13 protein-coding genes are annotated in these 12,868 nt (G+C 62.0%); 2 read left to right on the top strand and 11 right to left on the bottom strand.

Annotated features, from left to right (window positions below; all coding sequences use genetic code 11):
- Positions 1–154: 154 nt before the first annotated feature.
- Entirely contained in the window at positions 155–1,330 is a 1,176-nt protein-coding gene (locus E7T06_RS15970; RefSeq protein ID WP_136366767.1) for an acyl-CoA dehydrogenase, read from the top strand.
- A gap of 43 nt (positions 1,331–1,373) precedes the next feature.
- Positions 1,374–1,979, top strand: coding sequence for a hypothetical protein (locus E7T06_RS15965; RefSeq protein ID WP_136366766.1), 606 nt, complete (start codon positions 1,374–1,376; stop codon positions 1,977–1,979).
- A 71-nt stretch (positions 1,980–2,050) separates the two neighbouring features.
- Here the strand turns inward: E7T06_RS15965 and ilvD are convergent, their stop codons facing one another.
- From ilvD to E7T06_RS15910, 11 genes are all read right to left on the bottom strand, one after another.
- A complete protein-coding gene (gene ilvD / locus E7T06_RS15960; RefSeq protein WP_136366765.1) occupies positions 2,051–3,745 on the bottom strand; it encodes a dihydroxy-acid dehydratase in 1,695 nt (564 codons plus the stop codon).
- Between the two features lie 198 nt (positions 3,746–3,943).
- Complete coding sequence (locus E7T06_RS15955; RefSeq protein WP_136366764.1) at positions 3,944–4,633, bottom strand: cytochrome c4; 690 nt, start codon at positions 4,631–4,633, stop codon at positions 3,944–3,946.
- 112 nt (positions 4,634–4,745) lie between these two features.
- Positions 4,746–5,729 carry a class I SAM-dependent rRNA methyltransferase gene (locus E7T06_RS15950; protein ID WP_136366763.1) on the bottom strand — a complete coding sequence of 328 codons (984 nt, stop codon included), beginning with the start codon at positions 5,727–5,729 and terminating at the stop codon, positions 4,746–4,748.
- A gap of 48 nt (positions 5,730–5,777) precedes the next feature.
- Complete coding sequence (locus tag E7T06_RS15945; RefSeq protein WP_136366762.1) at positions 5,778–6,695, bottom strand: phospho-N-acetylmuramoyl-pentapeptide-transferase; 918 nt, start codon at positions 6,693–6,695, stop codon at positions 5,778–5,780.
- A 428-nt stretch (positions 6,696–7,123) separates the two neighbouring features.
- Positions 7,124–8,125: an isocitrate/isopropylmalate dehydrogenase family protein gene (locus E7T06_RS15940; RefSeq protein ID WP_136366761.1), complete on the bottom strand. Its 1,002-nt coding sequence runs from the start codon at positions 8,123–8,125 to the stop codon at positions 7,124–7,126.
- Positions 8,126–8,436: 311 nt separating this feature from the next.
- Complete coding sequence (locus E7T06_RS15935; RefSeq protein ID WP_276605578.1) at positions 8,437–9,393, bottom strand: FAD-dependent oxidoreductase; 957 nt, start codon at positions 9,391–9,393, stop codon at positions 8,437–8,439.
- A complete protein-coding gene (locus E7T06_RS15930; RefSeq protein ID WP_136366759.1) occupies positions 9,390–9,950 on the bottom strand; it encodes a DUF1684 domain-containing protein in 561 nt (186 codons plus the stop codon). Before E7T06_RS15930 ends, E7T06_RS15935 begins: the two co-directional genes overlap by 4 nt.
- Positions 9,944–10,156 carry an RNA-binding S4 domain-containing protein gene (locus E7T06_RS15925; RefSeq protein WP_136366758.1) on the bottom strand — a complete coding sequence of 71 codons (213 nt, stop codon included), beginning with the start codon at positions 10,154–10,156 and terminating at the stop codon, positions 9,944–9,946. The genes E7T06_RS15930 and E7T06_RS15925 overlap by 7 nt, the downstream gene beginning before the upstream one ends.
- Positions 10,157–10,341: 185 nt before the next feature.
- Positions 10,342–10,878 (bottom strand): hypothetical protein, encoded by a 537-nt coding sequence (locus tag E7T06_RS15920; RefSeq protein WP_136366757.1) that lies wholly within the window; start codon positions 10,876–10,878, stop codon positions 10,342–10,344.
- Positions 10,875–11,747, bottom strand: coding sequence for a hypothetical protein (locus E7T06_RS15915; RefSeq protein WP_136366756.1), 873 nt, complete (start codon positions 11,745–11,747; stop codon positions 10,875–10,877). Before E7T06_RS15915 ends, E7T06_RS15920 begins: the two co-directional genes overlap by 4 nt.
- The gene (locus tag E7T06_RS15910; protein WP_136366755.1) at positions 11,744–12,772 is read right to left on the bottom strand and encodes a putative Ig domain-containing protein; all 1,029 of its coding nucleotides are present in this window, start codon (positions 12,770–12,772) and stop codon (positions 11,744–11,746) included. The genes E7T06_RS15915 and E7T06_RS15910 overlap by 4 nt, the downstream gene beginning before the upstream one ends.
- Positions 12,773–12,868: the final 96 nt, after the last annotated feature.

Below are 12,868 nucleotides of genomic sequence, written 5' to 3'. Positions count from 1 at the left end.
TTTTGCCCAGCCAATCGCAGTTTCCCACTGATCCATGCCTTTCCAGACAGTCTCTAAGACCCTAGACCCTTAGACAACGCCTCCTCAGACCGCCCGCTCCAACCGCCCCATTCCCCTCACTGTCTGCCTAACGCTCGTTTGGTAGCCTAACCCCATGACCGCCACCCTAGCCGCCCCCGGCATGTCGTTCGCCCTCTCCGACGAGCAGCGGATGATCGTTCAGCACGTACGTGAATACTGCCGCGCCGAGATTGCGCCCAAAGCCGCCGCGTTTGACCGCAGTGGCGACTACCCGCACGAGCAGTTGCGCGGGTTGGCCGACATGGGCCTGATGGGGGCCACCGTGCCCGAAGAATGGGGCGGCGCGGGGCTGGACAGCGTGACCTATGCGCTGTGTCTAGAAGAAATCGCTGCCGCTGATGCCAGCGTGGCCGTGATCGTGAGTGTGCAAAACGGCTTGCCCGAGCAGATGATTTTGCGTTACGGCACCGACGCCCAGCGCGAGCAGTATTTGCGCCCTCTCGCCACCGGGCAGCACATCGGCGCATTTTGCCTGACCGAATCTGGCGCAGGGAGTGACGCCGCCAGCCTGAGACTCAAGGCCGAAGCCGACGCTGAAGGCTGGACTCTGAACGGAAGCAAGGCGTGGATTACCAGCGGCGGGCAGGCGCACACCTACCTCGTGATGGCCCGTACAGGCGGCGCGGGCGCACGCGGCGTGAGCTGCTTTGTGGTGCCGCACGACGCTCCCGGCCTCAGTTTCGGCAAGCCCGAAGAAAAGCTGGGTCTGCACGCCGCCCACACCACCACCGTCAATTTTGATGGCGTGCGTGTGGGCGCAGATCAATTGGTTGGCGACGAAGGCCAAGGCCTGATTATCGCGCTGGCGAGCCTCGACGCGGGGCGTATCGGCATTGCTATGCAAGCTCTGGGCATTGCCCGCAGCGCACTGGAACACGCCGCCCGCTACGCCCTAGAGCGCGAGCAGTTCGGCAAACGCATCAGCGAATTTGAAGGCGTGTCGTTCAAGATCGCGCAGATGGCCGCCCACACCGAAGCCGCCCGGATGGTGGCCCTCAAAGCCGCGTGGCTGAAGGACGCGGGCCAGCCCTACGGCAAAGAGGCCAGCATTGCCAAGCTACTCGCCAGTGACGCCGCCGTGAACTGTAGCCGCGATGCTATCCAGATATTCGGCGGCAACGGCTACAGCCGCGATTACCCCGTAGAAAGGCTGTACCGCGACGCCAAAGTCACCGAGATTTATGAAGGCACGAGCGAAATTCAGCAATTGGTGATTAGCCGGGCGGTGTTTAAGGAGTTGGGTGGGTGAAGGTTAGAATTGAAAATTAAAAGATAGTCGGTCAGAATGAGGCATGGGTATAAGAGTTGGATTCTATTTAGGCTCAGAAGACGGGATGCTTGGACACTTCTTGGGCGCACCTCTTGCTGCATTCCACGATTGGTATATATCTGTATCCGAAGAGTTCCCCAATGACTTCAACCCCGACGCCATAGAGCTTCTAAAAAGTGTGTTGGCTGAAGGTTCTGCTGTTTTGGAGCATCCAGCTAACGCCAAAGCCACCGATGCTCTCCTCACCGACTTTTATCTGACGTTTGTCTCTGATCAGAAAGAGGATTCAGCCTACCCGTTTGAGTACGCTCATGAGTCTTGGGTTAATATCAGATTTTATAGAGATGCCATTACCGCTAGAGAAGAGCGCCCACCACTTTCGGTCATTCGCCTCTTAGAATATATTTTTACCGGTAGACCAATTTTAAGGTCGCGTGATCACCAGCCTTTCTACTCAGAAGATGGTGGCGTCAGGCTGGCTTTTTGGACTTCTGAAGAGGTAGCTACGATTGCGCGAGAACTTCTAGGCGCAGAGTTTACGGAAGAGGAAGCTCTGTTTCGTAATATCTCTGGGGCTGTCAACCACGCTCTACAAAAGCAAACAGGAATCATCATTCTTGTTGCATGAATGAAGCCGCCCACCCTTCGGCAGACGGCCCATTTCCTTAGACTCTAGACTTTTAGACCTTTAGACCTGCCTCAGTCTGTATAAGCCCCTACCGCCGCGCTACTCACCAATTTCGCGTATTTCGCCAGCACGCCGCGCTTGTAACGCGGTTCGGGCTGCACCCACGTGGCGCGGCGGCGCTCAATTTCTGCGTCGTCCACATGCAACGTCAACTCGCAGGTTTCGGCGTTCAGTTCAATCGTGTCGCCCTCATGCACCAGCGCAATGGGGCCGCCCACAAAGGCTTCCGGCGCGACGTGGCCCACCACTAACCCGAACGTGCCGCCCGAAAAGCGCCCGTCGGTAATCAGGCCCACGCTGTCGCCGAGGCCCTTGCCGATGATGGCCGACGTGGGCGAGAGCATTTCGCGCATGCCGGGGCCACCTTTGGGGCCTTCGTAGCGGATGACCAGCACGTCGCCGGGGTTGATCTGATCGGCCATGATAGCCGCCATGCTCTCTTCTTCACTCTCGAAGATGCGGGCGGGGCCAGTAATTTTGATGCTCTTCAGGCCCGAAATCTTGGCGACGCTGCCTTCCGGGGCAAGGTTGCCGCGCAAAATGGCAAGGTGGCCCTGCGCGTACAGCGGCTGATCGTAGGGGCGAATCACGTCTTGTCCGGCGTTCGGCTCTTCCGGCTCGCCCTCCAAATTTTCCGCGATGGTTTTTCCGGTCACGGTCAGGCAATCGCCGTGCAGCAAACCCTCTTTCAGCAGCATCTTCATTACGCGGGGAATGCCGCCCACGTCGTGCAGGTCAGTCGCCACATATTGGCCGCTGGGTTTCAGGTCACAGAAGACCGGAGTGGCTTCACGGATGCGCTCGAAGTCGGCCAGATCGAGGTCTATGTCGCAGGCGTGGGCAATCGCCATCAGGTGCAGCACGGCGTTGGTGCTTCCGCCTACCGCCATAATCACGGTAATCGCGTTCTCGAAGGCCTTCTTGGTCAGGATGTCTTTGGGCCGGATGTCTGCTTCGATCAGTTTCAGCAGGGCGCGGGCGCTGTCGGCGCTGCTCACGGCTTTTTCGGCGTCTACGGCGCTCATGGTGGAGGAAAAAGGCAGGCTCATGCCCATCGCTTCAAAGGCGCTGCTCATGGTGTTGGCGGTGTACATACCGCCGCAGGAGCCGTTGCCGGGGCAGGCGCGTTTCTCAATCTCATTGAAGTCTTCGCGGCTCATTTTGCCCGCGCCCAGTGCGCCCACCGCCTCGAACACGCTCACGATGGTCAGGTCTTTGCCGTTGTAATGCCCCGGCTTGATGGTGCCGCCGTACACGAAAATGGCTGGAATATTCAGCCGCGCGATGCCGATCATGGCTCCGGGCATGTTCTTGTCGCAGCCGCCTACCACGATTACGCCGTCATGACTCTGGCCCCGGCTCACCGTTTCGATGGAATCGGCGATCACTTCACGGCTGACCAGACTGCACTTCATGCCCTCGGTGCCCATGCTGATGCCGTCCGACACGGTAATCGTGCCGTACACCTGCGGCATCCCGCCGCCCTCGGTAATGGCCCCGGTGATGTGGCCCGCCAGTTCGCCCAGCCCGTTATTGCAGGGCGTGATGTTGCTCTGCGCGTGTGCCACGCCAATAATCGGTTTCTCAAAATCGCCGTCCTGAAAGCCCACCGCCCGCAACATGGCCCGGTTGGGGGCACGTGCATCGCCCTGCGTGACCTGATGGCTGTTCCAGTTCAGTTTACGTTTGGTGGTGGTATCCGTCATGCGCTACAGCATAGGCCCGCGCAGGGAGAGGGGGAGGCGTGTGGGTCAGACAGGCGGCGACTTGGAAGGCGAACCCCCCCGTTGCTGACGCAACGCCCCCCCTTTAAGGTGGGGACTAAAAGATGTTGCGCTCCCCTCTAAGGGGGCTGGCTGCGAAGCAGACTGGGGGGTTGACCCGCAATCTCTGCTTAAAATCCCCTACTTCAAACTACTCACATACGCCGCCAAAGCCGTCAATTCCTCATCCGTCAACCCCTGCGCGGCGGCGTGCATGGCCTGCGGGCTGGGGTGGGCATACGGCACGACTTCGCGGTATTCGGCCAATTTCCCCTCGGCATAGGCTGGGGCAAGGTTGGCGATGCTGGGCAGAATCAGGCTGTCATTCCCGCGCCCACCCGCACCGTGACAGACCGAGCAGGCAATCAATTTGCGGGCCGGGTCGCCTGTGGCATAAAGAGCTGCGCCCTGTGCCCGCACCGCTGCATCCGCTCCCTTCCACGCCGGGCCGGGAGAGAGAGTGGCAAAGTGGGCCGCAATGTCGGCCATATCCTGATCGCTCAGGCGTCCAGCGATGTTTTGCATAGTCGGGTCAGGCAGTAGTTTGGCCTTGAAAGCCACCAATTGTTGCCGCGTAAAACTCGCCACCTGTCCGGCCAGCGAGGGCACTGCGTCGTCTTTGCTGACCCCACCCACGCCGTGACAGCCCGCGCAATTGGCGCTAATCTGTGCGCCACGCGCCGCGTTGGGAGTGGCGAATTTCAGTGCAGGGAGCGTCACATTGGGCACAGTATTGGACACAGGAGCGGTTTGAAGCGCGACGGCCACGATAGGAGAAGCCAGCAGCACGGGCGCGAGCCAAAGCAGAGCTGAACGAAAACGGGTGGGCATAGGTAGACCTCCGGGAACGAGTTATGAAGAGTAGGCGGGAACTGCAATCAGCATAACTGTTCTGTTGCCCCATCGGACACAAATCTTCTAGCCCTTCACCCCACGTTCCCCCTCAATCCAGTTGCCACACATGCGCCTTCAAATGCCGCGCCTGCGGGTAATCCTCGCCCAGTTGCAGGCGCACATCCAGCCGCCCGCGCCGCGCCGCTTCGGGCAGGCCGACTTCCATCATGCGGTCAAAGGCCACCGGAGACACGCCCGCATGGTTCAGCATCGCCAGCAGCAGCCCACCGGGAGCCGTGACTTTGGCCGCCAGCGTCGCAAGGCGGGCGTAGTCGCGCTCGGCCCGCCAGACCCCCGACTTTTTGCGCGCAAAACTGGGTGGGTCAAGAATCACCAGATCAAACAGTTGGCCGCGCCGCCGGAAGTGTTCCAGCCACTCGAAGACGTCGCCGGAAATGAAGTCGGTTCGGGGCGCGTCCAGCCCGCTGAGGCCGTAATTTTCCTGCCCCCAGTCCAGCACCTTACGCGACTGATCCACATTTTTGACGTTGGTAGCTCCGCCCAACAGGGCATTCACGCCAAAGCCGCAGGTATACGAAAAGGTGTTCAGTACGCGCCCCTCCTGATGATTGGCGTGTTCGCGTACCCATTGGCGGGCGCGGCGTGAATCGGGGAACAGGCCCACACTCAGGTCTGCGCCGGGCCGAATCAGGAAGGGTACGCCTTCCTCCAGAACCGTAACTTCGGGCCGCGCCTCGCCCCACACCGGACCGGGCGGCGTGAGCAGGTCACGCGCAACGTTGGCTGCATGCCGCGCTTCCACAGGCCGCCGTTTCAGGTACACGCCCGCCAGTTGCCCCGCCCGCGCACAGGCTTCGGCCAAGCGCTGTTCGTTGGCGGGCCACAAATCGGCGTACAGGCTCAGAATGCCCGCGTCGCCCGCCCTATCCACGCAAAACAGCCCGCCCGTTTCGGTGGTATGCACTGCCCGGTAAAACGTAGTGCCAGAAGCCGGAAGATGCGCCCGCGCCGCCCAAGCGTCGGCCAACAACTCTTCGAAATTGGCTGGAAGATTAGAAACCTCACCCGTCATGCCCCATCCTTCCCCACTGACTACTCACCACTAACCACTCACAGTTTTTTACGGCCTTCCCCCCAAAATCCACCATACCGCCGCCGTCGCCACCGCCGTAATGACCCAGAATCGCAGTGTGACGTGGGTTTCGGGCCAGCCGCTCAATTCAAAATGATGCTGAATAGGACTCATGCGGAACACGCGTTTGCCCCGCGTTTTGAACGATACGACTTGAATAACCACGCTCAGCACGGCCACGACGGGAATGATGGCGGCCAGCGGCAGCAGCCACACATCGGCGTAGAGGATGTACGCGCCCGCCGCGATTGCGCCGATGGCATGGCTGCCCATGTCGCCCATAAACACGCGGGCCGGGTGCGCGTTGAACCACAGGAAGCCCAGGATCACGGCCACCAGCAGCGCCGATACGGGCGATACCGCCAACAGCGGCAGCAGCACGATAATTGCCACACCGCCCAGCAAGCCGTCCAGTCCATCGGTAAAGTTGAAGGCGTTGACCGAACCCACCATCACCAGCGTCAGCAAAACAATGTCGCCTGCCGTGCCGAACGAGGGCAACAGTTCATGGCTGGCGAGCGGTGCAGCGAAGTAGGCAAAGATCAGGCCCACCAGAATTTGCAGCGGAAACTTTTCGCGGGCCAGCAGTTCTTTTTTGCCGCTGCCCCGCATCCGAGACACCACTTTCAGAAAATCGTCCAGCCCGCCGATGATGCCCATGCCGAGGGCCGCCAGCATCAGCAGCAGCTCCCGCGAGTCGCCCGCCCGCCCAGTGAGGTACAGCGGGAAAAACACGACGGCCAGCGCCAGCACGAAGGCCACGCCGCCTGCCGTGGGCGTGCCTTCCTTGACCAAATGGGTTTGCGGCCCGTCTTTGCGAACCGGCTGCCCCCAGCCCCGCGCCTTGCTGACCCGAATAAACAGACCCACCAAAAACCACGATAGAAACGCTGCGAGAATCATCATGGTCGCACCTGTTGTGGGCGGTGGGCAGGCGGGCAACTGCGGGGCAATTGGGGTGGCAAGAAAGTGGGCAGCATCTCAACCGGGGAGAGTACCACGCGCTGGACTGGGCTGGGTCGGGGGTGAGGCTGATTTGGGTTGTGAGGAGATTGAAGTCGCGTGTAACCCCCCCAGTCTGCTTCGCAGCCAGCCCCCCTCAAGGGGAGCGCAAAAGCCCTTGTCCTCCCCTCTAAGGGGGGGCGTTGCGTCAGCAACGGGGGGGTTGTTCTGCTAAGGCTCCAAAATATCGGCAGAAACCTACGGGTTGGAACCGAGTCTTCACGGCATCCAGACAAAAGAAAAAGCCGGAGCATTAAGCCCCAGCTTCTCCCGTTTGGCGCGTGGTTTTCCTCCACCCCACAGCCCACGTCCTACTCTTTATCTCATCGGCCTTACTTGAGCTGTGCAATCACCGCTTGAGTAAATTCTTCCGTGCCTGCCGTGCCGCCCAAGTCGCGTGTGCGCGGGCCTTCGGTCAGCACGGTGTTCACGGCGCTGTCTATTTTGGTTGCCAGTTCGGATGCGCCGATGTGGTTTAGCATCAATACGGCGGCCAAAATGCTAGCGGTGGGGTTGCTGATACCCTGTCCGGCGATGTCGGGGGCGCTGCCGTGAACCGACTCGAAGATGCCGAACTTGTCGCCCACGTTCCCGCTGGCCGCGATGCCCAGCCCGCCCACCAATCCGGCGGCGAGGTCGGACAGGATGTCGCCGAACATGTTGGTCATGACCAGCACGTCGAATTGGCGGGGGTTGCGCACCAGTTGCATGGCGGCGTTGTCTACGATCATGGTGCTGGTGTTCAGGCCTTCTACGGTCTTGGTGTGATCCAGAATCGTGTTGAGGAACAGGCCCTGAGTCACGGGCAATACGTTCGCCTTATGCACCACCGTGAGGCGCTTGTCGCGCTTCATGGCAAGGTCAGCCGCAAATTTGCCGATGCGCTCGCTAGCATCTTTGGTGATCACGGTGTCGGCAATAGCTGTGTCGCCGTAGCGCCGTTCCTGCTCCACGTACAGGCCCTGCGTGTTCTCGCGCACGATGACCAAATCTACGTTTTCGTAGGCTCCGGGCACGGGGCGGGTGCGTGTAGGACGCACGTTGGCATACAGGCCGTACTTCTGGCGCAGGTGACGGATCGCCCCGGTAAACCCGGCAGGCTTGATCCCGCTGGGGCTGGTGGCCGCGCCGAACAAGGTAGCGTCGGTATTCTCTACCGCGTCGTAGGTGGCCTGCGGCACGCTGGTGCCGTGATCCAAAAAGTACTCGTAACCGGCTTCTGCGATTACGTACTCTGCGTCGAACCCGGCAGCGTCCAGAACGCGGCGGGTGGCGGGGATGACCTCGTGACCGATGCCGTCTCCCTCAATCAAACAAATACGGTACTTCGCCATAAGGTCAGTCTAGAGGACGGGCGGGGCAATTGTAAGAATTGGAAGCGTTACCGGGGGCGTGACGGGGGATGTCGGTGTGTGGATGCTGGGTCTAAGGGTCTAGGGTCTAAGAAGGGCAATTGCTGCGCTCATTACCCCTCACCCCGCTGCAACCCAAGCGCCCCCTCTCTGCTCCGCAGCTTTTCAAGTCCCGCAAGGGGCGAGGGATAAATGCAGAGGGCTAGAAGCGTAGGTTTTGCTCCCTCTCCCCTTGCGGGGGAGGGCCGGGGAGGGGGGAGTGAGCGTAGCGATTACCCTTCCACTACCCATCCTCAGCCCGCAACCTGCCCTGCCAACTCCCGCGCCCGCAGTGGCCCCAGCAAAAAGCCCTTGCTGCCCAGTCCGGTCAGTTGCCACCAACCTTGCGGCGTTTGGCCCACCCGCAGACCCGACAACCGCGAGCCACTCCAGCGTCCGGTGACCTGTACGCCGCTCATGTCGGCTAGCGCTTCACCCTTTTTCAGCAGCCAATCCAGCGATCCCAGCGGCAGCGGGCCAGCATTCCAAATGGGCGAGGGCTGCTCGAAAGTCGCGCCCAGCACACCACCTGACGCAGCAGGGGAGAGGTAAGCGCCGAAGCTGATGGGCAGCGGAGACACAGGCCGCGACAGCAGCAGCATGGTTCCGGCGCGGTGGGTGGCTGGGTGGCCCGCCCAACTTGCACCCACAGAGCCGCCGCACCACACCACCGCGCCCGCTTCCAGCCGTGTGCTGTCCTCCAATTCCACCGATGTCGCGTCCCAACTTCGCGCCCGCCCATGCACCACCCACGCCCCCGATGCCGCCAAGAGTGCCTGTGTGAAAGCTGCGCCGTCCACCCAGCCGCCTTCCGGCAGATGTAAGACCGCGTCCCAACCGGAGCTGAGCGGCACAGGCGATTCGGAAGGAGTGAGCCAAGTGTGGGCAAGTTCGGCGGGCAATCGTTTTTCGAAGCGGGCACGGGTGCGGGCATCCGGCACAGGCCGCAGCACGCCAGTTTTGCCGTGTGGCACGGCGTATCCAGCATCGGTCAGGGCTTGAACCAACTCCCACGTGAGCGTCATGCCTTCCACTGCTCCGGCGTCCACCGCGCCCGATTGCCCGCGCACCGGGTTCAATAAGGCCGCCGAAACCGTGCTGGCCGCATGCAGACCTGCATCCAGCACCGTCACCGTTGCTCCCGCCAGTGCCAGAAAATAGGCCACCGACGCGCCTGCTATGCCCGCTCCGATCACCAGAACGTCGGTCAGTTCGCTTCTCCGCTTGGCAGTTTTTCCCCGACTGGCACGGCATCGGGCAGCACGTTTTCGGCAGGGGGCAGTGGGCAAGTCCAGCCGTCGCCATACGCGCAGTACGGGTGATAAGCCATATTAAAATCCAGATGCACCAGCGTTTCGTCACTGTCGGGGGCTTGGGCCAGGGGTGCATCCAAATATCGCCCCGCGCCGTAGGTTTCCCCGGTGCGCGAGGTGGCGTCACGGAAGGGCACGAACACCCGTGCGGGCTTATCTTCACCCAGCGGCGCAAATAGCGACAGCGTGTGCGGGCCAGACGGTAATTCCAGCGTCGCAACCCCAAACCGCGCCATTGTCCGGGTCTCGCCCGTATTCGTGCCCAGCGTCATTTCGGCCAAGTCGCCGGGTTGCACGGGCACTGTAAAGGCCCAAGCGGGATCGGGGGCAAAGTAGCTCAGGCCCCGGAAGTCGGCCAAGGCTGAGGCTCCAATCGGCCCGCGCCCCGCCGCAAAATGCTCATCTTTGCGCCGTCGGAACTCGGCTACGGCTTCGGCGTGCGCTTGGCTCACCACTCCACCTTCATGGTCTGGCCCGCGTATTCCACCACGTCGCCGCGGCGCAGCTTCTTGCGCCGACGCGTCTCTACCTCGCCGTTCAGCAGCACTTCGCCGCCCTGCACGCGAAATTTGGCCTCGCCGCCTGTCTGAACTACGCCCTGAAGTTTGAGAAAGTCTTGCAGATCAATCGTGTCTGCCTGTTGGTCGTTGCGCCCGGTCATGGGGGCAGGGTAGCAGGCCGGGGCGGGTGTGGTGTGGGGCGGGTTCGCCGCAGAACTGCCCTTCTACTTCACAGCTCTGCGAGTCCGACAAGGGGCGAGCGCAAGGACTTGAGTCAGATTAGAATCTTTTCTTAGACCCTTTCACCCTAGACCCTTAGACGCCTTTCCACGTCCCATACTCACTTTTACGGCTTGTACTGCCCCCCGAACAACCGCAAATCCAGATCATCCACGCGGCTGTCTGCGTTCAGGTCGCCGGGCAAACTCCCAGTTTTGCCAAAATTGTTCATGATCAGGGCAAAGTCGGTCAGGTCGATTGCGCCGTCGCCGTTCAGATCGGCCCCACTCAGGCGCAGTTTGGCGGCTTCGGGTGTCCACGCTTTCAGGCCAATAAAGCGGGTCAGTTCGGCGCGTAAAGTTTGGGTGAGAGGTTGCGGGCCATTCGGATTGAATTCGATGCGCTGATCGGTGCCGCTGCCCAACACGCGGGCCGACACATCCGGATTGAAGGCCACGCCGTTACTGCTGCCGACGCTCAGAATTGGGCCGCTGCTGCTGTCCAGCGTCACGGGCAGGTCTTTGGTGCTGATGGCCGCGAGGGCTTCCTGCACCAGCCGCGTCAATTCGGCTCCTTGTGGGCGAAGTTTGACGGTGGCGGCGCTGGCAGGGGCGCTCAGGAGCAGGGCGCTGAGGAGCAGGAGGCGCTGTTTGGTACGGCTCATGGTGAATTCCTTGCGGCCCGGAGTTGATCGCGGAACTTGGCCGGATCACGCTCAAAGGGGTCTGGGGTGGCGGCGGGCGTCACGGGTGCTGCTGGGGCTGCGGTCTGGGGTGGAGTTGCCGTTAGGCTGGGGGTTGCTGCGGCTGCGGTAGAGGAAGCTGTGGCTGGATTGACTGGAGCTGCCGCCGTCGCTGTACTCCCTGCTGGCGGAGTCGTCGTTCCTGTTGTTGCTGACGGGGCTACCGGGCCTGTCGTCGGCGTCGGGCTAGGCGTCACCGGGTTGTTGGCTGCTGCCGTTGCGCCGTCTACAGGTGGTGCAGTGGCCGCAGTTGCACTGGCCGAAGCGCCCGCTGAAGTGGTGGTGCTGGCTGTTGCCGCTGCTGCCGTTGCTGTACTGGCCGCTGCCCGAGCAGTTGCCGCCGCAGTGGGTGTTTCTGCCTCAATGGCCGCCTCGTTCCAGAGGGTCACGCGGCCATTGATGACCGGATACACGCCCTGATTGAAGCCTACCAGCGGGCTGTCCTGTGTGCCTGTGTACAGCAGCAAAAACACATCCTGCCCAGAGTTCAGCGTGGGCACGTCCTGAAGGCCTGCCAGAAACATCAGCGTGGGTTTGCCCTCACGCAGAGGCAGACTCGCCACGTCCCCGGCGATGATTTCGGTCACGGTCAGCGGGTAATTGATCCAAGACACCGCCGTTGGCCCAGATCCGGTTTGTGTGGCGGTAGGCGAACCCACCGTAGCCCGCACGATCACCTGAGCTTTCTTGGCCTGCTGCGTCAGCGTGAGAGGCGTAAACGTGCTGGCTTGCGCGGTGGTCAGAGTCAGCAGGGCTGCCGTCAAACCGAGGGCAAGTCGCGCCCGCTTCATGCCCTGCCGCCCGTAGAAGGAAGCTGTGTGCCAGGGCCGGGAACAGGATCAACCGGCGTGTCGTTTTCAGGTGGGGTCGGGTCGGGTGGATTTGGTGTGGGAGGAGTCGTGACCGGGTCGGTGGTCGGTGGGGTGGTGGTGCTTGGTGGTGTCGTAGCTGGAGCTGGAGTCGCTGGGGTGCTGGTGGCTGGCGTGGCAGGTGTACTAGATGTGCCTGTGCCAGAGCTTGCCGGAACTGTCGCTGGATTCGCCACCGGCGTTGCCGCCCCCGGAACAGTCGGCATCCCCTGTTGCGCCAACAGTTTGCCGGTGCCGTCGCGGGCCTCGAAGGCCAACCCAGTCGCACTCAGGGTTACGGCGCTGTTGGGCCGGATGCTCACCAGCATCACCCGTGCGCCCGCCCTCGGAATGGCCTTGAAGCCCACGCTGACACTGAGGGTTTGCCCCTCTTGCCGCCAAAACAGCACGCCGCCGTTTTCTCCGGGTTGCACGCGGGTCACGGTCACGCCTTTGGGCAGCGTCCACATCAGGCGGGCAGCACGCACGGCACGCGGCCCCGCAATCGTGACCGGAATCCGCGTTTCTCCCCGGATTTCCCCGGTAGGCAGCGTGGGCAACAGGGCCAGAGCGGGCAAGTCGTTCACGTTCAGCGTGTACTCCTTCACCTTGCTTCTCAGGCCCGCGTCGTTGGTTTCCAGCGTAAATTTGAAGGCTCCGGTTTTGGTGGGTTTGCCGACCAAGCTCTGCCCACTCAGGCTGATGCCGGGAGGCAGGCTGCCCGCCGCCACGCGAAACCCGTATGGCCCGGTACCGCCCGTAACCACCAGCGGCGCTTCGTAGGGTTCGGCCACATAGCCCACCGGCAACGACGTGAGATTGAAGGTGAGGGGATCGGCCCCGGTGGTGGCGGTGCTGCCAGTGCTGCTGCCGCAGGCGCTGAGGGTTGCTACACCCAGCAACGCTGCGGTTAGCAGGGGCCAGAGCGGGGCAAACGGACGCCGCGCTAAGCGATTCGGAGCTTGCATGGGGGCAGTGTACCGGGCTGGGCGGGCAGGCAGATGGGGAGAGGGTTAGGAGAGGAGTGGAAGGAGAAGGTTGCTGGACATGACCCGCTGGAGGCA

This window comes from Deinococcus sp. Arct2-2 (assembly GCF_004801315.1).
In the GTDB taxonomy this organism is placed as follows: domain Bacteria; phylum Deinococcota; class Deinococci; order Deinococcales; family Deinococcaceae; genus Deinococcus.
The sequence above is the reverse complement of the archived record's forward strand: the minus strand, read 5'-3'. Positions and strand labels throughout refer to the sequence as shown.